At 70.2% G+C, this 23,917-nt stretch carries 24 protein-coding genes and 1 riboswitch; of the genes, 13 read left to right on the top strand and 11 right to left on the bottom strand.

From position 1 onward, the window contains the following. Window positions 1-164: 164 nt before the first annotated feature. On the bottom strand, window positions 165-935 hold the full coding sequence (locus ACFU8Q_RS03070; RefSeq protein ID WP_384447089.1) for an enhanced serine sensitivity protein SseB: 771 nt from the start codon (window positions 933-935) through the stop codon (window positions 165-167). A 36-nt stretch (window positions 936-971) separates the two neighbouring features. Then, the gene (locus ACFU8Q_RS03065) at window positions 972-1,673 is read right to left on the bottom strand and encodes an AAA family ATPase (protein ID WP_384447088.1); all 702 of its coding nucleotides are present in this window, start codon (window positions 1,671-1,673) and stop codon (window positions 972-974) included. Between the two features lie 159 nt (window positions 1,674-1,832). Continuing rightward, a riboswitch (glycine riboswitch) is annotated at window positions 1,833-1,930 on the top strand. Window positions 1,931-2,070: 140 nt separating this feature from the next. Here ACFU8Q_RS03065 and gcvT point away from each other — a divergent pair. From gcvT to ACFU8Q_RS03010, 11 genes are all read left to right on the top strand, one after another. Continuing rightward, window positions 2,071-3,186 carry a glycine cleavage system aminomethyltransferase GcvT gene (gene gcvT, locus ACFU8Q_RS03060; RefSeq protein ID WP_384447086.1) on the top strand — a complete coding sequence of 372 codons (1,116 nt, stop codon included), beginning with the start codon at window positions 2,071-2,073 and terminating at the stop codon, window positions 3,184-3,186. Between the two features lie 91 nt (window positions 3,187-3,277). Beyond that, window positions 3,278-3,655 (top strand): glycine cleavage system protein GcvH, encoded by a 378-nt coding sequence (gene gcvH / locus ACFU8Q_RS03055; protein ID WP_327272806.1) that lies wholly within the window; start codon window positions 3,278-3,280, stop codon window positions 3,653-3,655. A gap of 18 nt (window positions 3,656-3,673) precedes the next feature. Further along, window positions 3,674-4,930 (top strand): serine hydroxymethyltransferase, encoded by a 1,257-nt coding sequence (gene glyA / locus ACFU8Q_RS03050; RefSeq protein WP_384447084.1) that lies wholly within the window; start codon window positions 3,674-3,676, stop codon window positions 4,928-4,930. Window positions 4,931-5,116: 186 nt separating this feature from the next. Then, window positions 5,117-6,499, top strand: a complete 1,383-nt coding sequence (locus ACFU8Q_RS03045; protein ID WP_384447082.1) for an L-serine ammonia-lyase — start codon at window positions 5,117-5,119, stop codon at window positions 6,497-6,499. A gap of 427 nt (window positions 6,500-6,926) precedes the next feature. Further along, the gene (locus ACFU8Q_RS03040; protein ID WP_384447081.1) at window positions 6,927-7,232 is read left to right on the top strand and encodes a hypothetical protein; all 306 of its coding nucleotides are present in this window, start codon (window positions 6,927-6,929) and stop codon (window positions 7,230-7,232) included. Between the two features lie 168 nt (window positions 7,233-7,400). Further along, window positions 7,401-7,832, top strand: a complete 432-nt coding sequence (locus ACFU8Q_RS03035) for an SH3 domain-containing protein (protein WP_384447079.1) — start codon at window positions 7,401-7,403, stop codon at window positions 7,830-7,832. 78 nt (window positions 7,833-7,910) lie between these two features. Continuing rightward, on the top strand, window positions 7,911-8,921 hold the full coding sequence (locus ACFU8Q_RS03030) for a teichoic acid biosynthesis protein C (RefSeq protein WP_384447077.1): 1,011 nt from the start codon (window positions 7,911-7,913) through the stop codon (window positions 8,919-8,921). A 91-nt stretch (window positions 8,922-9,012) separates the two neighbouring features. After that, window positions 9,013-9,831 carry a DUF2690 domain-containing protein gene (locus ACFU8Q_RS03025; protein WP_384447075.1) on the top strand — a complete coding sequence of 273 codons (819 nt, stop codon included), beginning with the start codon at window positions 9,013-9,015 and terminating at the stop codon, window positions 9,829-9,831. 58 nt (window positions 9,832-9,889) lie between these two features. Then, entirely contained in the window at window positions 9,890-10,420 is a 531-nt protein-coding gene (locus tag ACFU8Q_RS03020) for a hypothetical protein (protein ID WP_384447073.1), read from the top strand. A gap of 560 nt (window positions 10,421-10,980) precedes the next feature. Further along, complete coding sequence (locus ACFU8Q_RS03015; RefSeq protein ID WP_384447110.1) at window positions 10,981-11,958, top strand: terpene synthase family protein; 978 nt, start codon at window positions 10,981-10,983, stop codon at window positions 11,956-11,958. Window positions 11,959-12,139: 181 nt separating this feature from the next. Continuing rightward, on the top strand, window positions 12,140-12,385 hold the full coding sequence (locus ACFU8Q_RS03010; protein WP_384447071.1) for a hypothetical protein: 246 nt from the start codon (window positions 12,140-12,142) through the stop codon (window positions 12,383-12,385). A 73-nt stretch (window positions 12,386-12,458) separates the two neighbouring features. Here the strand turns inward: ACFU8Q_RS03010 and ACFU8Q_RS03005 are convergent, their stop codons facing one another. Then, window positions 12,459-12,674 (bottom strand): EF-hand domain-containing protein, encoded by a 216-nt coding sequence (locus tag ACFU8Q_RS03005; RefSeq protein ID WP_384447069.1) that lies wholly within the window; start codon window positions 12,672-12,674, stop codon window positions 12,459-12,461. 174 nt (window positions 12,675-12,848) lie between these two features. On the opposite strand from ACFU8Q_RS03005, the gene ACFU8Q_RS03000 reads away from it, so the two are divergent. Further along, the gene (locus ACFU8Q_RS03000) at window positions 12,849-13,487 is read left to right on the top strand and encodes a GNAT family N-acetyltransferase (protein WP_384447068.1); all 639 of its coding nucleotides are present in this window, start codon (window positions 12,849-12,851) and stop codon (window positions 13,485-13,487) included. 13 nt (window positions 13,488-13,500) lie between these two features. Here ACFU8Q_RS03000 and ACFU8Q_RS02995 read toward each other — a convergent pair whose 3' ends face one another. The 7 genes from ACFU8Q_RS02995 to ACFU8Q_RS02965 all read right to left on the bottom strand — a co-directional run bounded on the left by ACFU8Q_RS02995 (window position 13,501) and on the right by ACFU8Q_RS02965 (window position 20,835). Beyond that, complete coding sequence (locus ACFU8Q_RS02995; protein ID WP_384447109.1) at window positions 13,501-14,109, bottom strand: ADP-ribosyltransferase; 609 nt, start codon at window positions 14,107-14,109, stop codon at window positions 13,501-13,503. A 90-nt stretch (window positions 14,110-14,199) separates the two neighbouring features. Then, complete coding sequence (locus ACFU8Q_RS02990) at window positions 14,200-15,369, bottom strand: hypothetical protein (protein ID WP_384447066.1); 1,170 nt, start codon at window positions 15,367-15,369, stop codon at window positions 14,200-14,202. After that, the gene (locus ACFU8Q_RS02985) at window positions 15,369-16,193 is read right to left on the bottom strand and encodes a polysaccharide deacetylase family protein (RefSeq protein ID WP_384447064.1); all 825 of its coding nucleotides are present in this window, start codon (window positions 16,191-16,193) and stop codon (window positions 15,369-15,371) included. The genes ACFU8Q_RS02990 and ACFU8Q_RS02985 overlap by 1 nt, the downstream gene beginning before the upstream one ends. A 342-nt stretch (window positions 16,194-16,535) precedes the next feature. Then, window positions 16,536-17,051 carry an ATP-binding protein gene (locus ACFU8Q_RS02980; RefSeq protein WP_384447108.1) on the bottom strand — a complete coding sequence of 172 codons (516 nt, stop codon included), beginning with the start codon at window positions 17,049-17,051 and terminating at the stop codon, window positions 16,536-16,538. A 251-nt stretch (window positions 17,052-17,302) separates the two neighbouring features. Next, on the bottom strand, window positions 17,303-18,070 hold the full coding sequence (locus ACFU8Q_RS02975) for an enoyl-CoA hydratase/isomerase family protein (RefSeq protein WP_384447062.1): 768 nt from the start codon (window positions 18,068-18,070) through the stop codon (window positions 17,303-17,305). 87 nt (window positions 18,071-18,157) lie between these two features. Then, window positions 18,158-19,411 (bottom strand): Ig-like domain-containing protein, encoded by a 1,254-nt coding sequence (locus ACFU8Q_RS02970; protein ID WP_384447060.1) that lies wholly within the window; start codon window positions 19,409-19,411, stop codon window positions 18,158-18,160. A 200-nt stretch (window positions 19,412-19,611) separates the two neighbouring features. Then, a complete protein-coding gene (locus tag ACFU8Q_RS02965) occupies window positions 19,612-20,835 on the bottom strand; it encodes an Ig-like domain-containing protein (RefSeq protein WP_384447058.1) in 1,224 nt (407 codons plus the stop codon). A 153-nt stretch (window positions 20,836-20,988) separates the two neighbouring features. Here ACFU8Q_RS02965 and glgX point away from each other — a divergent pair, with 153 nt between their 5' ends. Further along, the gene (gene glgX, locus ACFU8Q_RS02960; RefSeq protein ID WP_384447056.1) at window positions 20,989-23,223 is read left to right on the top strand and encodes a glycogen debranching protein GlgX; all 2,235 of its coding nucleotides are present in this window, start codon (window positions 20,989-20,991) and stop codon (window positions 23,221-23,223) included. Window positions 23,224-23,262: 39 nt separating this feature from the next. Here glgX and ACFU8Q_RS02955 read toward each other — a convergent pair whose 3' ends face one another. Beyond that, window positions 23,263-23,913, bottom strand: coding sequence for a response regulator (locus tag ACFU8Q_RS02955; protein WP_384447055.1), 651 nt, complete (start codon window positions 23,911-23,913; stop codon window positions 23,263-23,265). Window positions 23,914-23,917: the final 4 nt, after the last annotated feature.

The following is a 23,917-nucleotide window of genomic DNA, read 5'->3' as shown; positions in this document are numbered from 1 at the left end:
CCCTCTTCGATCCACTGTGCCACTGTGTCGGCCCGCCGCTCCCGGGGCACACGGGTGCGGCATGATGCCGTGGCACCAGCCATCAAACCAGCTTATGCGCCGGTCCTGACACCGACTTGACGCCATGGGCCGACGTGGCAATCGGCTCCGGAGCCGTCGGCGTGCTACTGGGTCTCGCGCCGGTAGAACGGCCGGACCTTCTCCCGCATCCAGTCCCCGACCGGGTCCTGCGCCACATCGAGCAGGACCAGATTGACCGGCCAGGGCACCTCGACGCGGCCGAGCGCACGGCCGAGGGCGTCCATGGGGGCGTTGCGCCCGGCGCCCTCCCAGGTGGAGAACTCCACGCCTATGAAGAGGACGGGCTCGCCCCCCTCGATGCTGGCCAGTGTCCGGCGCGCGGTGAGTACGACACCGCTCTCCTCGAATTCACCGGCCGCCGCGGCGAGGAAGTCGACGGGCTCCTCCTTCCAGTCCGGCTCGTACAGCCGGACCCGGCCGCCGCTGGCCGGTCCGTCCAGCGGGGTGCGTCCGGCGCGGCAGAGCTCGGCCACCGCGAGCGGTGGCACCGGCATCCCGACGGCGCCGCCCGGGTTCACCGCGATGCCGAGCTGCGGGGGCAGTCCGCGGGCGAGATCGCGGGCGGGCGCGACGGCGAAGGACATGGCGGTACCGACACAACTGAGGAACTGCTGTTCGGAGCTGAACACGGGGACGTACGCGGCACCCTCGATCTCCAGCGTCGGCAGGTCCAGGTCGGCGGAGTCGGGTCCGCCGCCGGCGGGCAGGGGCACCCAGACCTGGCTGCGCCCGAGCACCTCGACGAGCCGTCCGCCCGCCTCCGGGCTGCCCACCGAGGCCATCAGCACCTCTTCGAGCTCATTGGCGGGCCATCCGCTCTGCGGATGGGACTGACCCTGTGCCGGAATGTCCACTGCTTCCCCTTCTTCCCCGAGCCTTCCGGCAGAAGGTTAACGTCCGGCTCCCGGGCCCTGTACGTCCACGAACGCGATCCGGGCCAGCAGCCCGGCCGCCTCCCGGTCCAGCAGCACCGCCGAGGCGCACCCGGGCGGCAGCAGGCCGGTCTCGGTGCCCCGCAACAGCCTCCCCACCGCCCTGCGGTGCCGGGCGAAGGCGTATCCGGAGACGCCGCGGCCGCGTTCCCGCTGGCCGTTCCTCGCCGTCTGCGGTGTGACGTCGAGCAGGACGAGGTGCAGGACGCGGCCCCGGCGCCGGGCGGCACGGGCCAGCCAGCCGCGTACCCACGCCTGGGTTCCGCAGTCGTGGACGACGACGGAATCGCCGGAGCGCAGCACCCGCCACAGCCCCCAGTAGTGGGCGACGCGGACGAGGGGGCGGTAGAGGGCGTACGGGAATAACGCGGGCACGAGCCCCGCCCAGCGGTCCCGGGTGTCCTGGGAGTCGATGGCGTGGGCCGTCGTCACCGTCCGCCGGATGAGGGTGGATTTGCCGCTGCCGGGCAGCCCGGACACCACCACCACGTCGCCCGCCGAGAAGTGCAGGCTGTGCGGGCCGCGCCCGCCCCGCTCCCGCAGGTCCCTTACGACGGGCGCGTGCGGGCCACGCGCTTCCGCGACAGGTGCCGCCCCCGGCTGTGCGGGCATCGCTCCGTGCGCGACCCCCGCGGTCGTCGCGTATCGCTGCAACGTCATCGCCCCTCCCCCTGTCGGGTCACCCCACGCATGCCTCTGAAGTGTAAAGAAAAGGTAATGCGGCACAACCGTCCACGCCGTTGATTCCCGCGAGGGACCGGGGATCCACTCCAGCGCGACGCGTGCAATGATGACCGGGCCAACTGCATAAAGGCCGCTTGAATCCGCGCGGGAGAGCTCCGGTCACTGCATGTGCCGGGCGCCGAAGGAGCAAGTTCCTCCCTTGAATCTCTCAGGCCCCGTACCGCGTGGATGAGGCAGATCTGAAAAGCGGGCCGCTCCGCGGCTCCACCCAAGGTGCAAGCCGAACCCCTCATGGGGCTCTCGGCGAACCTCTCAGGTTCCGATGACAGATGGGGAGGGATCGTCCTGTCGTCATGCCCTGGGAGCCACATCCATGAGCACCGCCCCCCGTCTCACCGCCCTCGATGCCCTGCACCGTTCGCTGGGCGCGACCATGACCGACTTCGCTGGCTGGGACATGCCCCTGCGGTACGGCAGCGAGCGCGACGAGCACAACGCGGTCCGCACCAGGGCCGGTCTCTTCGACCTGTCGCACATGGGCGAGATCACCGTCGCCGGCCCCGAGGCCGCGGCCTTCCTGAACTTCGCGCTGGTCGGCAACATCGCCACCGTCTCCGTGGGCCGCGCCCGCTACACGATGATCTGCGCCGAGGACGGCGGCATCCTGGACGACTTGATCGTCTACCGGCTGGGCGAGACCGAGTACATGGTGGTCGCCAACGCCGGCAACGCCCAGATCGTGCTGGACGCGCTGACCGCGCGGGCCGGCGGTTTCGACACCGAGGTGCGCGACGACCGCGACGCGTACGCGCTGCTCGCCGTCCAGGGCCCCGAGTCCCCCGCCATCCTGGCCGCCGTCACCGACGCCGACCTGGACGGCCTGAAGTACTACGCCGGTCTGCCCGGCACCGTCGCCGGTGTCCCCGCGCTGATCGCCCGTACCGGCTACACCGGCGAGGACGGCTTCGAGCTGTTCGTCGCCCCCGAGCACGCCGAGCAGCTGTGGAAGGCCCTCACCGAGGCGGGCGCCTCTCGCGGCCTGATCCCGTGCGGGCTCTCCTGCCGCGACACGCTGCGCCTGGAGGCGGGCATGCCGCTCTACGGGCACGAGCTGACCACCGGGCTGACCCCGTTCGACGCCGGTCTCGGCCGGGTCGTGAAGTTCGAGAAGGAGGGCGACTTCGTCGGCCGCGAGGCCCTGGAGGCCGCCGCCGAGCGCGCCGAGACCGCCCCGCCCCGCAAGCTGGTCGGCCTGGTCGCCGAGGGCCGCCGCGTGCCGCGCGCCGGCTTTTCCGTGGTCGCCGGGGGCGAGGTCGTCGGCGAGGTCACCTCGGGCGCCCCGTCGCCCACCCTGGGCAAGCCGATCGCCATGGCGTACGTGGATGCCGCGCACGCCACGCCCGGTACCGCGGGCGTCGGAGTGGACATCCGGGGCAGCCATGAGCCCTACGAGGTCGTCGCGCTGCCGTTCTACAAGCGTCAGAAGTGACGTCCGCGCACCTCGGAAGTGACGTAGTCCCGTCTCACACCGTAAGACCACCGTTCATCAGCACTCCCCCGCGTACAGGAGAATTCAGGTCATGAGCAACCCCCAGCAGCTGCGTTACAGCAAGGAGCACGAGTGGCTGTCGGCCGTCGAGGACGGTGTCGCCACGATCGGTATCACCGAATTCGCCGCCAACGCGCTCGGCGATGTCGTCTACGCCCAGCTCCCCGAGGTCGGTGACACGGTGACCGCGGGCGAGACCTGCGGCGAGCTGGAGTCGACCAAGTCCGTGAGCGACCTGTACTCGCCGGTGACCGGTGAGGTCACCGCCGCGAACCAGGACGTCGTGGACGACCCGTCGCTGGTGAACTCCGCGCCCTTCGAGGGCGGCTGGCTGTTCAAGGTACGCATGGCGGAGGAGCCGAAGGACCTGCTCTCCGCCGACGAGTACACCGAGTTCTCCGGCAACTGAGACCCAAGGGACCATCTGATGTCGCTTCTCAACTCCTCCCTCCACGAGCTGGACCCGGACGTCGCCGCCGCTGTCGACGCCGAGCTCCACCGCCAGCAGTCCACCCTCGAAATGATCGCCTCGGAGAACTTCGCTCCGGTCTCGGTCATGGAGGCCCAGGGCTCCGTCCTCACCAACAAGTACGCCGAGGGCTACCCCGGCCGCCGCTACTACGGCGGCTGTGAGCACGTCGACGTCGTCGAGCAGATCGCCATCGACCGCATCAAGGCGCTGTTCGGCGCCGAGGCCGCGAACGTCCAGCCGCACTCCGGTGCGCAGGCCAACGCCGCCGCGATGTTCGCGCTGCTGAAGCCCGGCGACACGATCATGGGCCTGAACCTGGCCCACGGCGGCCACCTGACCCACGGTATGAAGATCAACTTCTCCGGCAAGCTCTACAACGTGGTCCCGTACCACGTCGACGAGACCGGCGTCGTGGACATGGCCGAGGTGGAGCGCCTGGCCAAGGAGTCCAAGCCGAAGCTGATCGTCGCCGGCTGGTCCGCGTACCCCCGTCAGCTGGACTTCGCCGCCTTCCGCCGCATCGCGGACGAGGTCGGCGCGTACCTGATGGTCGACATGGCGCACTTCGCGGGCCTGGTGGCCGCGGGTCTGCACCCCAACCCGGTGCCGCACGCCCATGTCGTCACGACCACCACGCACAAGACCCTCGGCGGTCCGCGCGGTGGCGTCATCCTGTCGACCCAGGAGCTGGCGAAGAAGATCAACTCGGCGGTCTTCCCGGGCCAGCAGGGTGGTCCTCTGGAGCACGTGATCGCGGCCAAGGCGGTCTCGTTCAAGATCGCGGCGAGCGAGGAGTTCAAGGAGCGCCAGCAGCGCACCCTGGACGGCGCCCGCATCCTCGCCGAGCGCCTGGTCCAGCCGGACGTCACCGAGGTCGGTGTCTCCGTGCTGTCCGGCGGTACGGACGTCCACCTGGTCCTCGTCGACCTGCGCAACTCCGAGCTGGACGGCCAGCAGGCCGAGGACCGGCTGCACGAGCTGGGCATCACGGTCAACCGGAACGCCATCCCGAACGACCCGCGGCCGCCGATGGTCACCTCGGGTCTGCGGATCGGTACGCCGGCCCTGGCCACCCGCGGTTTCCAGGCCGAGGACTTCACGGAGGTCGCGGACATCATCGCGTCGGCCCTCAAGCCGTCCTACGACGCGGACGCCCTGAAGGCCCGCGTCGTCGCGCTGGCCGAGAAGTTCCCGCTGTACCCCGGCCTCTAGCAGTCCGGAACGAGGGGCGTCCCGGGAGTAATACCGGACACACTTCGTCACCTTTCGGGCGGGGCACCACGCACACTGGGCAGTGAGCGCGGTGCCCCATCCCTTGTCCCGCTGTTCTTCGGGCCGACCGGTCCGTACCGCACCACCCGGCAGACAACGGCGTCTACCAACCCTTAGGAGTCACCCGTGGCCATCTCGGTCTTCGACCTGTTCTCGATCGGCATCGGCCCGTCCAGCTCCCATACGGTCGGCCCGATGCGCGCCGCCCGCATGTTCGCGCGACGGCTGAAGAACGAGGGCCTGATCGCCCACACCGTCTCCATACGCGCGGAGCTGTACGGCTCCCTCGGCGCGACCGGTCACGGCCACGGCACCCCCAAGGCGGTCCTGCTCGGTCTGGAGGGCGAGTCGCCCCGTACGGTCGACGTGGAGTCCGCCGACGACCGGGTGGAGCGCATACGTACCACCGGCCGGATCAATCTGCTCGGCATGCACGAGATCGACTTCGACGCCGACGAGCAGCTGGTCCTGCACCGCCGCAAGGCCCTTCCGTACCACGCCAACGGCATGACGATCTTCGCGTACGACCACGAGGGCGCCCCCCTCCTGGAGAAGACGTACTACTCCGTCGGCGGCGGCTTCGTCGTGGACGAGGACGCGGTGGGCGAGGACCGGATCGTTCTCGACGACACCGTCCTCAAGCACCCCTTCCGCACCGGCGACGAACTGCTGCGGCTCGCGAAGGACACCGGACTGTCGATCTCCTCGCTGATGCTGGAGAACGAGCGCGCCTGGCGCACCGAGGACGAGATCCGCTCGGGTCTGCTGGACATCTGGCGCGTCATGCAGGCCTGCGTCTCGCGCGGCATGTCCCGCGAGGGCATCCTGCCCGGTGGCCTCAAGGTCCGCCGCCGCGCCGCGAACAGCGCCCGCCAGCTGCGCGCCGAGGGCGACCCGCAGACCCACGCGATGGAGTGGATCACCCTCTACGCGATGGCGGTCAACGAGGAGAACGCGGCGGGCGGTCGGGTCGTCACCGCCCCCACCAACGGCGCCGCGGGCATCATCCCGGCCGTGCTGCACTACTACATGAACTTCGCGGCCGGCGGTGCCACCGAGGCGGAGAAGGAGGACAGCGTGGTCCGCTTCCTCCTCGCCGCCGGAGCCATCGGCATGCTCTTCAAGGAGAACGCCTCCATCTCCGGCGCCGAGGTCGGCTGCCAGGGAGAGGTCGGCTCCGCCTGCTCGATGGCCGCCGGCGCCCTCGCCGAGGTCCTCGGCGGCACCCCCGAGCAGGTCGAGAACGCCGCCGAGATCGGCATGGAACACAACCTCGGCCTGACCTGCGACCCGGTCGGCGGTCTCGTCCAGATCCCGTGCATCGAACGCAACGGCATGGCCGCGGTCAAGGCCGTCACCGCGGCGAAGATGGCCCTGCGCGGCGACGGCAGCCACAAGGTCTCCCTGGACAAGGTCATCAAGACCATGAAGGAGACGGGCGCGGACATGAGCGTGAAGTACAAGGAGACGGCCCGTGGCGGTCTCGCGGTGAACATCATCGAGTGCTGACAGGATGGGCCCTGAACAGCGCGTTCCTGCCTTTCAACGCTGTCAGGGCCTTCCCTGCCCAGGTAGCGAAAAGTCCCTGGAATCTTCCTCGGACAGAGGTGAAAGTCCCTGAGAAGTCCCGAGGATGTCCCAGGGACGCCTCGCTCCCGGGGGCTGGGATGCGGCGGCCTCCGGGGTGACCGGGCGCCCACGACGTCACCTCGAGACGTGGTGTGCGGTCGGTGCACGTCGCCAGGAGTGAAAGCTACGCATTACGAGACCGTGACCGATCAGGTCGCATGGTGCCCGGGCGTGCTGCCGAGTGATGTTCTGCCTGATCAGAGCACTTGGGGCTGGTTGGCCTGTTCGTGCCTCGTGGTCCGTCGCCCGAAAACGTCCGGCCCGGCCGGCCGCTGAGAGGGCTGCCGGTGGCGCTTTGAAACGCGTCGTGGACCCCACGACGAAGTCCGGGCTCATCCTGCTGGGCCGAAACGTCACCGCGAGCGAGATCCGGCGCGCCGGAACCACCCGCATCGCCGACTGCCTGGGCGGGCACGGCGTCAGCGAGCAGACCGTGGCGCAGGCCCTGGCGGACGCCGCCGTGAACTCCGCACAGGCCCGCCACGTCGCGCTTCCCGGCGAACGGCGCACCGCCGAACTCATCCGCGAACCCGCCGACGAACCGGCAGCCGGCAAGGCCCGCCTCAAAGCGCTGCCAAGACGAGATCGAACGGCTGGTCACCGCCCACCCTGACGGGGCCCTCATCCGCAGCCTGCCGGAAATGGGGTTGATCCCCTCGGTGGGACGTCCCACTTTCTCCCGGAAACGCGTGGGACGGAATCTTTGTCCGAGGGCCAGGAAACGCTGAGCGACACAGGGTCTCGCTCAGCCGATCCTGAAGACACCCTCATAGGAGAGCCCATGAATCGCACGATCCAGCGCAGCCTCGTGGCCGCGATTGCGGCGATCGCGGTGTTGCCCGCTGCAGTCGTTTCCGCCGACACCGCCGCCGCGCAACAGCGGCACACGGCGTCTCACCAGCAGATGCCCCACCGACGCACGGACCCACCGCGGCTGTGGGCGCCCAGCCACTCCACGACCCGGCCCGTTACCCGCACCGGCTACGTACAGGGCCGCGTGGTAACCCGCCACATGCCGCTCAGGATCCGCTCCGGCCCGGGCACGGGCTACCGGGTCATCGGTTCGCTGCGTCCCGGCGGCACGGTCCACATCCCCTGCAAGAAGCACGGGAGCAACGTCCGCGGCAACCACCGCTGGTACAAGCTCTCCCACCACAAGGGCTACGTCTCCGCCCGCTACGTCCGCAACGTGAGCGCCGTCCCCTGGTGCTGAGTCACTGTGCCCGCCCGTCCCGCTCCCGGGGCGGGCGGGCCCGTTCCACGAGGCCATCGAGCAAGCGAGGAGAACACCATGTCCCTTTCCCCTCCATCCAGTCCGGGCCGCAGAGCCGTCCTCGGCCTCGGAGCCGCGGTCGCACTGGCCACCACATTGCCCGTCGGCAGGGCAGAAGCCCGGCCGAAGGCTCAGCCGGCCGGCCTGGCGTCGGCGGGCAAGCCGTGGCTCCGGGGTGTACGGCTGCACCACTCCACGGTGCTGCAGTCCTTCGCCTTCGACGAGCGGCACGGCCACATGTACGCGCTCCAGGTCATGGGGGGCGGCGTCCGGCTGCCGGGCGAGCCGCGCCCGTACACCCGTGCCGAGCGCGCGGCCCGCGGCGACATGTGCCTGAACCGGCTCACCATGGGCGGCACGCTCACCGGCCACATGTACCTGCTGGGCTTCGGCCACGGCAGCGGCCTCGGCGTGGAGGACACAGCCCGCCGCGCGGGCGCTCTGTGGACGGAGTGGGACGCGAAGCCGGCCTCCGGCTACGGCCGTGGCATCTGCCGCTTCACCTTCACCGCGGGCCGGGTGCTGACCCGCGGTGACCGCAGAATTGCCACGCATCGCCCGCTCCCCGGCTCCACGAGTAACCAGGTGGCCCTCGACCCGGCGCACAACCGGCTGCTGCTGCGGTACAAGGTGGGCGGCACACCGCGCTACGGGGTGTACGGGCTCAAACAGTTCGCGGCCGGGGACTTCCGGCCGGTCGCCGATTTCGCTCAGCCCGGCGCCGAACTGGGGATCCCCCTCCAGGGCATGGCGCTGTACGGCCCGTACGCCTACCAGCTGCTCGGCCACGGATACGGCGCCGGCAACCCCGCCGGCTCGGCCGGCGACGTCCGCCTGTTCCGTATCGACGTGCGTACCGGCCGCGTGGTGCAACAGGTGCTGGACCAGACTGCGAGGGGGCTCTACCCGCGCGAGCCGGAGGGCCTGGCTGTGCTGCGCCGGGGCGGACCCTGGCTATGCCTTGGCTTCACCCAGGGCCCGCCCTCGGACCGCGCCTTCTCTCTGTACTACAAGCCGATCGCCCGATGACTTCGGCCGTGCGTGTGGCCGCCCTTACCACAGGGCACACATCACGCGATCCGGGATGAACCGGATGGCGGATGGAAGGACTGGGAACGGCATGAAGGAGCAAGCGACGGCTCGCCCGCAGCATCTGCCCGACTCGCTCGGCCCCGACGGGCTGCTGCTGGTGGAGCGGCTGCGCGACCTCAAACAGCAGACCGGGCTGAGCCTGGCCGCGCTGGCCACACGCACCGCCCACAGCAAGTCCTCATGGCACCGTTATCTCAACGGCGTCAAGCTCCCGCCGCGTACCGCTGTCGAGGCGCTGGGGCGACTCGGGGGCACGGAGATGGCGCCGCTGGTCGCGCTGTGGGAGAACGCCTGCCGGGCCGAGACCAGACCGCTGAGCGCGGCGCCCCAGCCCCCTGCGCCGCGGCTGCCCCTCGCTGCGGCTGCCCGGGGGCGACGGCTGCGGACGGCCGTCGTGCTGGCTGTCTCCGCCGCGCTGGGCGCCGTGGCCTTCATCGTGGGCGCCCCGGCCCTGTCGGGCGGCAGCCCGGAGCGGCAGGCGGCGTCCTGCCGCAAGGAAAGCTGCCGGGGGCAGTATCCGGGCTCCTCCCGCTGCGACCGGGATGCCCGCACTGAGAGCACCGTCACCGAGGGGGCCTACGTCGTACGGCTCCGGTTCAGCCCGTCCTGCTCCACCGTCTGGTCCGAGGTGGAGACGGACGCGCGCGGCGGCGCCCTGGAGGTCTCGATCCGGTCTGGAGCGGACGAGCTGCTCGCCTCGCGCCGGGACAGGGTGACGCACGGCAAAAGCAGCCCGATGCTGCCCGCGACCAGCCCGAAGGGGGCCGAGGCGTGCGTCGAGGTGGCAGACAAACTGGCCTGCACCGGGGCCGTGCAGCTCTCCGCGGATCTGTCAGAGGCCCGGTGACGCCCTCCTCCACCCATGTGCCTTGTGCGGGCAGGTTCGGATGCCGACGTCCGGCCCGGTGGAAATATCCGCGCCCCGTGACCGTGGGGCCCAGCACCGCTACGAGAGCACCGCCGCCCTGGCCCTGCACCAGCAGGCCGTCGACGCCGACGGCAGCCCCGAGGACCGCATGCCGTGGAGCACGGCCGAGGCCGAGCCGCTGTTGTCCGGGCTCGCCGAGGTCCCGGGCGTGACCGCCGCGGTGGTGGACCGCTCCTTCTGCACCCAGGCCATCCGCGACGGCAAGCCCGTCACCGACGAGGGCGCCCTGGAGTCCGGCCACGGCTGGGGCCGGCGCCCGGATGGACCGTACGAGCTCGTCGACGGCCGGGCCCCGAAGGGCGCCGACGAGGTCGTCGTGGACCGCGCGCCGGACGCGGCCGTCGGCAGCGAACTGACCGTCAACATCACCCAGGACCATGAGCAGTTCACCGTCGTCGGCACCGTGGACGGGCCCGGCTACTACTTCAGCGACGCCTTCGCCGCCCAGCAGCAGCCCGGGCTCGGCGCCATCGCCCTCATCCTCGAGAAGGACGCGGACCCCGCATGAATCGCCGCGCATCGGACGTTTCGCCGAGCTTCGAGGGACTTCGAGCGGCTGATGCGGCATCTTGAGCGCGCCCGAGGCGAACAGACCGGCCGGACACGGACCACCGGACGCGGACCGCCTGACGCGAACCGGCCAGTCCGTGGCGGCCGCCAGCGATCGACACGGTGATCGTCCCGAGAGGTCACCAACTACTCAGGGATGTTCACTCGTTCCTGACGATCACACAATTTCGGTCACAAGCACCTTCCCCCCTTCGCCCACGGGCGGTTGACTGGGGGTCACGCATGGTGATGCCGCCGTCCTGAGCCAAGGGCGATTGCCACCGCGGGCCCCGAGCCCGGCCCCGATGCCCCGATGCCCGGCGGAGGAGAGTGACCAGGGATGACCGTCATACCTCGCACGGTGACCCTTCGGCCGACGCCGGGCGGAAACGGGCGGCGCGTCCCCTTGTGTGTACTGGCGCCGACGCGTGAATTCGATCAGATCCCCGTTCGTATCGTTCATCCGCATCGTCTCGACGAGGGGCACCAATGAGCCAGATTGCGCTGCCAGAGTTTCATATGCCGTTCCAGAGCACCGGATGCAATCCGGGCATCGAGGAGACCAGGAGGGCCGCATGGGAATGGGCCGATTCCAATGGCCTCGCGCTCTCCCCGACGGCCCGGAAGAAGATGATCCGCACCAGGCCCGAACTCTGGATATCCCTCATATTTCCCGCTGCTTCGCAGCAGCATCTCGATCTCTTCTGCCAGTGGCTCTTCTGGGCCTTCCTCGTCGACGACGAGTTCGACGACGGACCCGCCGGACGCGATCCCCGCATGTGCGAGGCGGCGATCGAACGACTGGTGGCGGTGCTCGACGGCGAACAGCCGCGCGGCGCCATGGAGTACGCGCTCGTAGGACTGCGGGACCGGACGTACCGGGACCGCTCGCCGCGCTGGATCCGGCAGTTCCGGCGGGACACGGTCGCCTGGCTGTGGACGTATTACGCCGAGGCCGTGGAGCGGGCCGCCGGAAAGGTGCCGACCAGGGCCGAATTCGTGAAGCACCGCCGGGAATCAGTGGCCATGCAGCCCTTCCTGGATCTCCATGAGATCACCGCTGGAATCGACCTTCCGGAATCGGCCCGCAGCCTTCCCGCGTATATCGCTCTGCGCAACGCCGTCACCGATCACTCGGGGCTCTGCAACGACATCTGCTCCTTCGAGAAGGAGGCACTGCTCGGTTACGAGCACAATGCGGTACGGCTCATTCAGCGCGACCACGGATTCACCCTCCAGGAGGCCGTCGACGAAGCCGGGGCGCAGCTCGCGGAGATAGCGGAACGGGTGCAGCGTGCCGAGAAGGAACTGGTCGAGGAGATCGAGGCGGCCGGGATCCACGGGCGTACCCGGGCCGCGCTGGAGCGGTGCGTGCAGGACTACCGCGGGCTGGTGCGGGGCGACTTCGACTACCACGCCCGCGCGGAGCGCTACACCCGCCCGGATCTCGTGGAGGTCGACGAACGGGACTCGCTGTCACGGTACTTCGCCGCCTGACCGGTGGCCCTGACAGGTCGCCCTGACCGGCCGTCTCGACAGGCAGCCTCGACCGGTCGCCCCGACCGGTCCGACGGGGCGTGGCGCGTGGGGGGCGGAGGCCCGGACCCCGCGCCGCCTCCAGGCCCCTCCCGCCAGGACTCTCCTCGGACGGTCGGCCACACCCCGGCGTGATCTGCTGATGTACCCGCTCGGTGCCATCCGGGTCGAGCACGGGAACGCCCGGTTCCGGATCGACGTGCCCTCGGACCGGTACGTATCGATGCACGCGGCGTGGGTACGGTTCGCCGCCTCCGGCGACCTCGGCCGGCCGGCCTGGGACACGTCCGGCCCGGTGATGAGTTTCGGCCCGGGAGCCCCGGCCGTGGTGCGCGTCCCGCGCGACGAGGAGCTGCGCGGCTGGGCACCGTACCGGAGGAACGCCTGACACCGGCAGGCACACCGCGGACGACAGTGTGCTCCGCGGCCCCCGGCCCGCCGGCCGGGGGTCCTCCCGGCCATCAGTTCTTGTTCTGCGCCGCCCAGAACTCGTCGAACGTGAGCAGCCCGTCGCCGTTGGCGTCGTGCGAGTTGATGACGGCCTGGGCCACCGGCTCGGTGACGTAGGGGTCGCCGAGCTGAGCCATCACGCTCTTGTACTCGGCGGCCGATATCAGCCCGTCGCCGTTCAGATCGAACCGCTCGAATGCCTTGCGCGCCGACTCGATGTCCGCCACGGTTCCGCCCCTTCGTAATGCCACACCACTGCCTGATCAGAGCCTGACCAGTGTCTGACTGACGGGGGTCAGATTAACGGGCGGGACGGCTGGCGGTCGCGGCGGCCGGTCGTCGATCATGGGTGGGGGTCCGCCGCCCGGCGGGCCCCGGTCCGGACCGGGGACGGGACACCGATGGATGACGCACTGGCACGGATCCTGACGGCCGCCGCGCGCGGAAGGTTTCCCCCGCCGGACGGGGCAACGACCGTGGTGGGACAGCCCGGTGTCCGGGACGCGGGGGTGCTGGCATTCACCGCGCACTCGGTGGTGTTCACCGACGAGGATCCCGGCTGGGTGCGGGCCGTGCTGGCCGCCACCCCCGGCGACGCGCTCGCCGCGACGATGAATCCGTACTTCCTGGGCGCGCTGCTGGCCCGGAGCCGCCGGCACATGAACACCATCGATCTGCTGACGGTCGCGGACGCGCTGCCGGGCGAGCCGGAGATCGCGCTGCGGGAGATCGAGGACCCGGAACATCCCCGGGTGGCGCGGGCGATGAAGTACCGCGACGAGGTGCGGGTGTGGTCCGCCGACGGCGGAGTGGTGATCCTGGGCCGGGGAGTCGCGGGGCGCTGGGAGACGGCGATCGAGGTGGCCGAGGAGGCGCGCGGCAGGCGGCTGGGCGAACGGCTCGCGCGGGCGGCCCGGCATCTGGTTCCGGACTCGGTGGTGTGGGCCCAGCAGTCGCCGGGGAACGCCCGCAGTGTGCGGACGTTCCAGGCGGCGGGCTACCGGCCGGTGGGCTCGGAGGCCCTGTTCGTCGCGGGGTAGAGGGTTCAGCGGATCAGCTGCGCCACGGCTTGTAGTGCGGGTTGTCGACGCACTTGTTCATGATCTCGGTCTTGGTCGCCTGGTCGATGGGGCACGCCCCGACGATGAACGTGCGGTCGACGCCACCGGGGAAGGCGACCTCCACCTGGTCGGCGTACTTGTGGGTGTCACCGATCGTCCTGTTCACGTCGATGCCGCCGGGAGCGTCGATGTAGTAGTTGAACTCGCTCTTCCAGCGCTTGTACAGGTCGTGGTCGTACGTGGTGGAGACGAACGGCGAAGGCTGGTTGACCAGGACGTACTTCTCCAGGTCGTACTGGCCGTACACGATGTCCCTGGCGTGGAAGCCCTCGTCGAAGATGGCCTGCGGGCCCCGGCCGTCCGCCCGGTAGAGCTGGCGGCAGTTGTCCCGCCAGGAGGGGCGCGGGGTGATCCGGCGGATCTCCACCGGGTCGGCGGCGGCGAACAGATGGTCGGCGACGACCGGGCAGCCACCCGGCTTGAACGCGACGGCCGCGGGAGCGGCGGCGGGGGCGGCCTCGGTGGCGGCCGCCGGGACGAGTACGGCGGAGAACGCGATAACGGCGAAAGCGGCCCGACGCCGCAGACGAGAAGTGATCATCATGACGGTCACTGTCTCGGCAGTGCGACGCCGGGCCCTGGAGCGTCACCCGAAGGCGAGCGTGTCAGGCGGAGTGTTGACTTCGGGCGGTCAGCGGAAGACGCCGGTGTGGCCGAGCGAGTAACGGCCCGGCTGCGGGTACACGGCGAGTCCGTGCGGGCCGCTGCCCACCGGAATGCGGGCGAGCTGCTTGCCGGTGGCGGTGTCGATCGCGTACACCACGGAGTTGTAACGCCCGCTCAGCCAGAGGACCTTGCCGTCCGACGAGACTCCGCCCATGTCGGGGCTGCCGCCGCCCGGCAGGTGCCACTTCTTCACCAGCTCGCGCCGGCCGAAGTCGAAGACCGAGATGGAGCCCTCACCCCGGTTGGAGACGTACATCTCCTTGGAGTCGCGGCTGACGTAGAGGCCATGAGCGCCCTTGCCGGTGCCCAGCAGCTTCGGGGTGGTGAACTTCTTGCCGTCCAGCACCCACACCCCGTTCGCGATCATGTCCGCGATGTAGAACGTGCTGCCGTCGGGTGACAGCTTCACGTCCTGCGGCATCGCGCCCTTGAAGGGCAGCTTCTGCTGGCCGACGACCTTCATCTTCGCCGTGTCGACCTTGAGGAGTTCGCCGGAGAACTCGCAGGAGACGATGAAGTACCGGCCGTCCGCGGAGAAGTCGGCGTGATTGACGCCCGAGCAGCTGACCGGGACGGTCTTGGCCGTCTTCATGGTGTGGGCGTCACGGAAGACCAGTTCGCGGTCCATCGAGGCCATCACCACGGCGTACTTGCCGTCCGGGGTGAAGTAGAGGTTGTACGGGTCCGAGACGGGCACCGTGCGGCCCACCTTCCCGGTGGCGGGATCGATGGCCGTGAGGCTGTCGCCGATGTCGTTGTTGACCCAGAGGGTCTTCAGGTCCCAAGAAGGGACGACGTGCTGCGGTTGGCGGCCGACCTTGATGGTCCGGATGACCTTGTACGTGGCCGGGTCGATCACCGACACCGTGTCGGAGTTGGTGTTGGGGACATACACCCGGGACGGGAAGTCCTTGACGGCCGGGGAGAGCTTCCCCGGCCGGTCGGCCGCGTAGACGTCCTTGGCGTCGAGCACCGGTGGCATGCCGGGCAGGCCCGGCGGCGCGACGCGTTCCGATTCGACGGGCGGTGTGGCGCCCTTGACGGCGCCCTTCTCTGCGGGGGTGCCACAGCCGGTGAGCACGGCGAGGAGGATGCCCCCGAGCAGGGCCGCGGTGAGCTTGGTGGAGGGAGGCATCAGGTCAGCAGCTCCGTGGTCGTCACCGCGCGCAGTCGGCGGCGGTCGATTTCAGTGAGGAGGAGAGGCAGTGCGGCGACCGTGTCCGCGTAGCCGAAATGCAGGCTCACCACCGATCCGTTGCGGATCTCCCCGGCCACCTTGCGGGTGACGGCCGCGGCGCCGGGAGAGGTGAAGTCGAGGGAGTCCACGTCGTACGAGAGGACGTGCGGGTAGCCCGCCCGGGCGGCGAGCCGCTGGACGAGCGGGGTGGCGTACCGGGTACGCGAGGGCCGGAACCAGGTGCCGATGGAGCCGGTGAGCCGGCGTAGCCGCTGGGCGCAGTCGGTGATCTCCGCGTACGCCTCGGCCTCGCCCATCGTTGAGATGTCGAGGTGACGCTGGGTGTGGTTGCCGAGGTCGTGGCCGCCGTCGAGGATACGGCGGGCCATCTCGGGGTGTTCGTCGAGCCAGCTGCCGACGGCGAGGACGGTGATCCGGGCGTGGGCCCGTTCGGCCTCGGCGAGTACGGTCCGGGCGATGGCGGGGTCGCCCTGGCCGTGGAAGGTGAGGGCGACGCGGGCGCGGTCGCGGGGGCCGTGGTCGATCTGGGCCGGCTGCCCGGGGAAGCGGCGCGGGGCGGGCGCGGGGTGCGGGGCCGGGTGCCCGGTGGTCGCCGTCGCAGGGGTGTTCTTCGGGCTCGCCCCGGCCGTGCCGGTCCTGGCCGACGCACCGGCGGCGTCGCCGCGGTCCGCGCATCCGGCGGCCAGGGCGCCGGCAAGGGCGGCCGCTGCTCCCGCGCGCAGGGCGCTGCGGCGGTGCACCGGTGGGTCGGAGGCGTTCATACGCAGCACCATAGGGGCGAAATGTTCCGAAAATCACATTTTAGAATTAGGAGTGGTGCGAATGAATCACTCGACGAATCCCATAAATATTCATGGATTTCCAGGCAAGTGACCCATAACACCTGCGATTCACCCAGAAAATGATCTACTTTTTCCACGAATGCCCCGTTTGCACCTTTGGCGCAGGGGTCGCCCGTCTGCCATAGTCGGTGACACGACCGCATCGACCCGAGCTCGGTCGTCACAAGCGGCCGTGAACACACCCCCCATTTCACGGCCCCCACACAGCAGCCCCCGAAGCGCCCCACCACGGCGGACCGGGGGCTGCTGTGCGTCCCGGGGTCAGCGGTCGGAGATCCGCATCTCGAACCAGGTGGTCTTGCCGCGCGGCAGCAGATCCACGCCCCACCGGTCGGAGAGCCTGTCGACGAGGAAGAGTCCCCGCCCGCTGACGTCCATCTCCCGGACGGGCATCAGACACGGCAGTCCGCGCGAGGGGTCGCGCACCTCGATCCTGATCCAGCCGCGGCGGCGCAGCATCCGTAACCCGAAGACCCGGGCGCCGGTGTGCCGGACGGCATTGCCGACGAGCTCCGAGACGAGCAGGACGGCGTATTCGGCGGTCTGCGGGGAGAGCGCCCACTGGCGCAGCACCACACAGGAAGTGAGCCGCCGAGCGGTGGCAGCGGACTCCGGGCGGGAGGGCAGCCGGATTTCACCGTCCGCCGGATTTCCGAACAACTCCAGTGCTTTGAAAGCCTGTTCGTCCTCGACGGTCGGCACCCAGCGTGCCGCCGTCGCGCCGCTGTGCGGTCGCGGCTGTTCCACACCCTCCAGGCCCGCCATGCACACCATCATGGCCGCAAGGCGGGCCCTCCGGGGCCGTTCCAACGGAATCCGCACCCCGGAATGCATCATTCCGCAGAGATCGGTAGGCATATGCCACTGGCAGAATGAGGCTCGTCGCACCCCGGCTGACCTGCATGGATACCTCGTCCGAGCGGGATTGCCAGCCCCTTCGGAGGGCTGGGCCTCAAGGCTCCCTCAAGGCCCAGCCAATCCGCCCGCACGGATGAACCCGCGTCAGTCTGTGCCCAACTGACTTCCAGTCAGAGGAACTTGGCCTTGCCCGGGCCCTCTTCCACAAAGCTGCGCATTCCGCGCTCCCGGTCCTCGGTGGCGAACAGACCTGCGAACCAGTTCCGCTCGATCGTGAGCCCGGTGTCGATGTCCGTCTCCAGGCCGGCGTCCACTGATTCCTTGGCGGCGCGCAGCGCGAGGGCGGGCCCCTTCGCCAGCCCGGCGGCCCAGGCGTGCGCCTGCTCGTACACCTCGGCGGCGGGCACCACGCGGTCCACCAGTCCGATCGTCAGGGCCTCCTCGGCCTTCACGTGACGGCCGGTGAAGATCAGGTCCTTGGCCCGGGAGGGGCCGATCAGCCGGGCGAGGCGCTGGGTGCCGCCCGCGCCGGGGATCAGCCCGAGCAGGATCTCGGGCTGGCCCAGCCTGGCGTTGTCGGCGGCGATCCGGTAGTCGGCGCAGAGCGCCAACTCGCAGCCGCCGCCCAGCGCGTAGCCGGTGACTGCGGCGACGACGGGCTTGGGGATCCGGGCCACCGCGGTGAAGGAGTCCTGCAGCGCCTTGGACCGTACGACCATCGCCGCGTGGTCCATCACCTGCATCTCCTTGATGTCCGCGCCCGCCGCGAACACCTTCTCGCCGCCGTAGAGGACCACGGCCCGCACGTCCTCGCGCCGGGTCGCCTCCTCGGCGAGTTCACGCAGCCGGTCCTGGGTGGCGACATCCAGGGCGTTCATGGGCGGACGGTCCAGCCGGATCGTGCCGACACCGTCGGTCACTTCGAGATTTGCGGTCATGAGAGGCAGGTTAACCGGCGCTAACGACGGCGGGCCCGGTGCTGTTGGTCACAGCGCCGGGCCCGTCCGTGTCAGGTACGTCGGGAGCTACTTGGTCCACTCCGACCAGGACATGTTCCAGCCGTTCAGGCCGTTGTCCGGCTGGATCGTCCTGTCCTTCGAGTTCTTCACGACGACGACGTCGCCGATGAGCGAGTTGTCGAAGAACCAGGCAGCCGGGGTCTTCTTGCTCCAGGCGCCGCGCACGTCCTGCAGGCCGACGCAGCCGTGGCTGGTGTTGGTCGCGCCGAAGATGCCGGAGGCGCCCCAGTAGTTGCCGTGGATGAAGGTGCCCGAGGTGGACAGGCGCATCGCGTGCGGCACGTCCTTGATGTCGTACTCGCCGCCGAAGCCCACGGTGTCGCCGTTCATCCGGGTCACCTTGAGCTTCTCGCTGATGACCATCCGACCGTTGTACGTGGTGGTCGCCGGGGCGCCCGCCGAGATCGGGATGTCCTTGATCTGCTTGTCGTCACGGACGACCTTCATCCGGTGCGTGCTCGCGTCGACGGTGCTGACCTGCTTGCGGCCGATGGTGAAGGCGATCGTCTTGGCCTGCTTGCCGTAGACGCCGGGACGCCCCTCGACGCCGTCGAGGTCGAGCTTCACGGTCACCTTGGTGCCCGCGGCCCAGTAGTCCTCGGGGCGGAAGTCGAGGCGGTCGTTGCCGAACCAGTGGCCCTCGATCGGCACGGAGGGCTCGGCGGTCACCTTGATGGCCTTCTCGACCGCGGCCGGGTCGGTGATGCCGCGGGTGAAGTGGATCGAGACGGGCATGCCGACGCCGACCGTGGAACCGTCCTCCGGGGTGTACTGCCCGATGAAGGTGTTCTGCGGAACCAGCGTCGTGAAGCTGGTGTCCTTGGCCGACTCGCGGCCCTTGGCGTCCTTGGCGACCGCGTGGACCGTGTACTTGGTCGCGGCGGCCAGGTGCCGGTCCGGTGTCCAACTCGTGCCGTCCGCCGCGATCCTGCCCTCGACCTCGACGCCCTTGGGGCCGGCGACCTTGACCGTCGTCAGCTTCCCCTGCGCGGCGGAGATCTTCAGCGCCCCGCTGGTGGCGACGGAGTCCGCCCCGTCCTTCGGTGCGACGGTCACCACGGCCTGCGAGGCCGTGGTGTCATCGACCTTCGCCCCGCCCTTGCGGTCCTCGCCCGCGCTGCCGGCGTCGTCTCCCCCGCCGCACGCCGTCACCAGCAACAGCAGCGCACCCAGCACCAGGGCCAGCAGTCCGGTGGCCCCACGTCCGCGCCGCCCGCTGTCCGCCCCGGCCGATGTCCCCGATATCGGCTGCCCGTTCAATGTGGTCGTCTCCCCTCACACGGCCTGGCCGCGCCAAGGCCCTGGGGCCCTCGGGCCCCACCCCCGCACGCTGCGTATGCGCGCTCAGCGAAAGATAATCACACTCACTGTGCGGAATTGACCCCGCGGAATGTCACCGTTCAGTCCCAACTCGTTCCGGAACTTCTCCAGGTGACACGGGGTACGGAGGTGGCGGGAGATCAGCTGAGGGCGGAGCCGGCCTTCCACTGATTCCAGTTCAGATTCCAGCCTCCGAGACCGTTGTCGGGCGCGACCTGCTTGTCCTTGGAGTTGACCACCTCGACGACATCGCCGATGAGTGTCCGGTCGAAGAACCAGCCGGCCGGGGTGTCGCTGCTGCCGCCCCGCACATCGCGCAGCCCGACGCAGCCGTGGCTGACGTTGTCCGAGCCGAAGACGTCCTCGTCCGACCAGTAGTTGCCGTGCAGGAACGTGCCGGAGCTGGTGAGCCGGAGGGCGTGCGGGACGTCCTTGATGTCGTACTCGCCGCCGAAACCGACCGTGCGGCCGTCCATCCTGGTCACGTCGTACATCTCGCTGACCACCATCTTCCCGTTGTACGTGTCCCTCCCGGGGTAGCCCGTCGTGATCGGGACCGTGGAGACGAGCCGGCCGTCGCGGCGTACCTCCATGGTGTGGGCGGCCGCGTCGACCAGGGACGTCTGCGAGCGGCCCACCGTGAAGGCGACCGTCTTGTCCTGGGTCCCGTACACGTGCGGCGCACCCTCCACATCCCGCAGCCCCACCTCGACGGTGACCTCGGTACCCGGCTTCCAGTAGGTGGCGGGCCGGAAGTCGAGGCGGTCGTTGCCGAACCAGTGGCCCACCACCTCGACCGCCGGCACGGAGCTCACCCGGATGGCCCGCTGCACGGCCGCGTGGTTCTCGACCGGGCGGTTGAAGTCGAAGGAGACAATCATTCCGGTGCCGACCGTGGACCCGTTCTCCGGCTTGAAGTAGCCGATGAACCGGTGTTCGGGGACCGCCGTGGTGAAGGTGGTGTGGCGGGCCGAGCGGTGCCCGGCGGCGTCCACGGCCACCGCGTCGACGCTGTACTTGGCGGCGAGCCTGAACCGGCCCGTCTTCCCCCACGGAGTCCAGGAGGTACCGTCGTGCGCGATCCGGCCCGGCACCTCCTGGCTCTGCGCGTCCTCGATCCGCGCCACCTTGACGCTCTCCAGCCGCCCGTCGGGGACCCTCACCTCCATCCGGTCGTCCGGGCCTACGTTCTTCGCCCCGTCGCTCGGGGTGATCAGGATCGCGTCCTGCGGGGAGCGCGCCTTCCCGTTGGAGACGGATCCGGAGTCGGTGCAGCCGCTCAGCAGGGCCAGCAGGGTCAACAGTCCTGCCCATGTCAGCGCGGTGGCCGGGCTCGCCACCGCTCTCTTCGCTACGTGGTTCACGTCCCCCCAACGACGGGGGCCGGTCGGGGGAAACGTGAGTCCTGGCGCCGGTGTGGGCAGAACAGAGGGGAGGACCACACTCGGGGAGCCGCGGCCGGGACGCCGTGTGCTCCTTTTCGGTGCCGGTCCCCACGAGCCGCAGGAGGCGAGCAGGTGTCGAGCGCAGCCGAGCAGGAGGCGGTGCAGGAGACCGGAGAGACGGAGGAGCGGGAGAGCGCGCCGGAGGCCGTGCCGGGGCGGCCGGCCGCCGTGTGGCCCGGTGCCTCGATGCCGCTCGGGGCCCGCTTCCGGGTGGGCCCCGACGGGGTGGCGGGCACCAATTTCGCGCTCTGGGCGGGCGGTGCGGAGGCCGTCGAGCTCTGTCTCTTCGACGAGGAGGGAAACGAGCGGCGGCTTGCGCTGACCGAACTGACTCATGAGATCTGGCACGGCTTCGTGCCGGGCGTACGCCCGGGTCAGCGGTACGGCTACCGGGTGCACGGCCGCTGGGACCCCTGGACCGGTGCGCGCTGGAACGCGGCGAAGCTGCTCCTGGACCCGTACGCGCGTGCCGTGGACGGCTCGTTCACCCTCCCGGCCGAGGTGTACGGCCATGTGCGGGACTGGCCGCACCAGCAGGTCGCCGACACCGTGCGCGACGAGCGGGACTCCGCTCCGTACGTCCCGAAGGGCGTCGTCGTCCACGATGACGACGACTGGGCGGAGGACCGCCGCCCCAAGACCCCGTGGGCGGACTCCGTCATCTACGAGCTGCATGTGCGCGGCTTCACCGAGCTGCACCCCGGGATCCCGGAGGAGCTGCGGGGCACGTACGCCGGTCTCGCCCATCCGGCCGCGCTCGACCATCTGCGACGGCTGGGAGTGACGGCGGTGGAACTGCTGCCGGTGCATCAGTTCGCCCACGAGGACCATCTGCTCCGGCGCGGTCTGCACAACTACTGGGGCTACAACTCCATCGGCTACTTCGCCCCGCACGCCGACTACTCCGCGAGCGGGACCGCGGGCCAGCAGGTCGGCGAGTTCAAGCGGATGGTGCGGGCCCTGCACGACGCCGGGATCGAGGTGATCCTCGACGTGGTCTACAACCACACGGCGGAGGCGAGCGAGCTGGGTCCGATGCTGTCGCTGCGCGGCATCGACAACCGCGGCTACTACCGCCTCCAGCCGGACGCCCGCAGGTACGCGGACTACACCGGCTGCGGCAACACCCTGCACGTGGTCCAGCCGCACGTCCTGCGCCTGATCACGGACTCGCTGCGATACTGGGTCACGGAGATGGGCGTCGACGGTTTCCGCTTCGATCTGGCGGCCGCGCTGGCCCGCTCGATGCACGACGTCGACATGCTCTCCCCGTTCCTCGCGGTGATCGCCCAGGACCCGGTGCTGCGCCGGGTGAAGCTGATCGCCGAGCCGTGGGACGTCGGCAACGGCGGGTACCAGGTCGGCGCCTTCCCCCCGCTCTGGACCGAGTGGAACGACCGCTACCGGGACGCCGTACGGGACTTCTGGCGCGGCGCCCTGCCCGATGTACGGGATCTCGGCTACCGGCTGACCGGGTCCAGCGATCTGTACGCGTGGGGCGGCCGGCGCCCGTACGCCTCGGTCAACTTCATCACCGCGCACGACGGCTTCACCCTGCGCGATCTGGTCAGTTACGAGCAGAAGCACAACGAGGCCAACGGTGAGGACAACCGGGACGGCACCTCGGACAACCGGGCCTGGAACTGCGGCGTCGAGGGTGAGAGCGACGACCCCGCCGTCAACGCGCTGCGCCGCCGCCAGCTGCGCAATCTGCTCACCACCCTCCTGCTGTCGACAGGTGTGCCGATGCTGGTCGCGGGCGACGAGATGGGCCGGACGCAGGGCGGCAACAACAACGCGTACTGCCAGGACAACGAGGTCAGCTGGGTGGACTGGTCCCTGCTCGACCGGCCGGAGTGGCGGGCGCTGACCGAGCTGACCTCCCGGGTCCTCGCCCTGCGCCACACCCACCCCGTGCTGCGCCGTCGCGCCTTCTTCTCCGGGCGTGCGCAGGCGGCGGACGGGCTGCGGGATCTGGCGTGGTTCACCCGGCAGGGCGCGGAGATGACGGAGGAGGACTGGTACGCACCGGCCGCGACGGTCGGGCTCTATCTCTCAGGGCGCGACATCCCCGGCCGGGACGCGCGCGGCGAACCCGTCACGGACGACAGCTTCCTGGCGATCCTGCACGCGGACCACCGGCCGAGCGGCTTCCTGCTGCCCGGACCGCCGTGGGCGCAGAGTTACGAACTGGTTCTGGACACCTCACGGGAGGACCAGGCCGAGGCGCCGGGCACCGTTCACCCGGGCGGCACGGTGCTGACCGTGCCGGCCAGATCGGTGCTGCTGCTGCGGGTCAGGGAATGAGGGCCGGGAACGAGGGCCGGGGAATGACGTCGGGGAGGGTCAGCCCAGGATGCCCCGGTCGTAGCCGATCGCCACGGCGGCGGCCCGGTCCTTGGCGCCGAGCTTGGCGAAGACATGGGTGAGGTGGGTCTTCACGGTGGCCTCGCTGATGAACAGTTCGGCGGCTATCTCCCGGTTCGAGGTGCCCTTCGCGACGAGTTCGAGCACCTCGCGCTCCCGGGCCGACAGTGACTCGTGGCCCGGCGCCACCGGTGTGCGCACCCGGGAGACGAGGCGGGAGGCGACGGCGGGCGAGAGCACGGTGCGGCCGTCGGCGGCGGCGCGGACGGCGGTGAACAGCTCCTCACGGGGCGCGTCCTTGAGGAGATAGCCGGTCGCGCCGGCCTCGATCGCGGGGAGGGTGTCGGAGTCGGTGTCGTACGTGGTGAGGACCAGCACCTTGGCGCGGACGCCGCGCCCGGTCAGTTCGGCGATGGCGGCGACTCCGCCGCCGCCCGGCATCCGCAGATCCATCAGGACGACGTCGGGGTCGAGCCGGGCCACGAGGTCGACACCCGCCACCCCGTCCGGCGCCTCCCCGAGGACCCGGAACCCCGGGTCGGAGTCGAACATGCCGCGCAGACCGTCCCGTACGACGGGGTGGTCGTCTACGACGACGAGCGTGATGACGCGTGCGGAATCCTCAGCCATGGCA

The sequence above is a fragment of the Streptomyces sp. NPDC057543 genome (assembly GCF_042801895.1).
In the GTDB taxonomy this organism is placed as follows: Bacteria; Actinomycetota; Actinomycetes; order Streptomycetales; family Streptomycetaceae; genus Streptomyces.
Note: the sequence above shows the minus strand (reverse complement) of the source record. Positions and strands in the feature narration are given on the sequence as shown.

Excerpts from the sequence above, each read along its gene's own strand:
- ACFU8Q_RS03065 (WP_384447088.1), bottom strand. The coding sequence starts at position 1,673 with ATGACGTTGCAGCGATACGCGACGACCGCGGGGGTCGCGCACGGAGCG.
- gcvT (WP_384447086.1), top strand. The coding sequence starts at position 2,071 with ATGAGCACCGCCCCCCGTCTCACCGCCCTCGATGCCCTGCACCGTTCG.
- gcvH (WP_327272806.1), top strand. The coding sequence starts at position 3,278 with ATGAGCAACCCCCAGCAGCTGCGTTACAGCAAGGAGCACGAGTGGCTG.
- glyA (WP_384447084.1), top strand. The coding sequence starts at position 3,674 with ATGTCGCTTCTCAACTCCTCCCTCCACGAGCTGGACCCGGACGTCGCC.
- ACFU8Q_RS03035 (WP_384447079.1), top strand. The coding sequence starts at position 7,401 with ATGAATCGCACGATCCAGCGCAGCCTCGTGGCCGCGATTGCGGCGATC.
- ACFU8Q_RS03030 (WP_384447077.1), top strand. The coding sequence starts at position 7,911 with ATGTCCCTTTCCCCTCCATCCAGTCCGGGCCGCAGAGCCGTCCTCGGC.
- ACFU8Q_RS03025 (WP_384447075.1), top strand. The coding sequence starts at position 9,013 with ATGAAGGAGCAAGCGACGGCTCGCCCGCAGCATCTGCCCGACTCGCTC.
- ACFU8Q_RS03015 (WP_384447110.1), top strand. The coding sequence starts at position 10,981 with ATGCCGTTCCAGAGCACCGGATGCAATCCGGGCATCGAGGAGACCAGG.
- ACFU8Q_RS03010 (WP_384447071.1), top strand. The coding sequence starts at position 12,140 with ATGTACCCGCTCGGTGCCATCCGGGTCGAGCACGGGAACGCCCGGTTC.
- ACFU8Q_RS03000 (WP_384447068.1), top strand. The coding sequence starts at position 12,849 with ATGGATGACGCACTGGCACGGATCCTGACGGCCGCCGCGCGCGGAAGG.
- ACFU8Q_RS02995 (WP_384447109.1), bottom strand. The coding sequence starts at position 14,109 with ATGATCACTTCTCGTCTGCGGCGTCGGGCCGCTTTCGCCGTTATCGCG.
- ACFU8Q_RS02990 (WP_384447066.1), bottom strand. The coding sequence starts at position 15,369 with ATGCCTCCCTCCACCAAGCTCACCGCGGCCCTGCTCGGGGGCATCCTC.
- ACFU8Q_RS02985 (WP_384447064.1), bottom strand. The coding sequence starts at position 16,193 with ATGAACGCCTCCGACCCACCGGTGCACCGCCGCAGCGCCCTGCGCGCG.
- ACFU8Q_RS02980 (WP_384447108.1), bottom strand. The coding sequence starts at position 17,051 with ATGATGGTGTGCATGGCGGGCCTGGAGGGTGTGGAACAGCCGCGACCG.
- ACFU8Q_RS02975 (WP_384447062.1), bottom strand. The coding sequence starts at position 18,070 with ATGACCGCAAATCTCGAAGTGACCGACGGTGTCGGCACGATCCGGCTG.
- ACFU8Q_RS02955 (WP_384447055.1), bottom strand. The coding sequence starts at position 23,913 with ATGGCTGAGGATTCCGCACGCGTCATCACGCTCGTCGTCGTAGACGAC.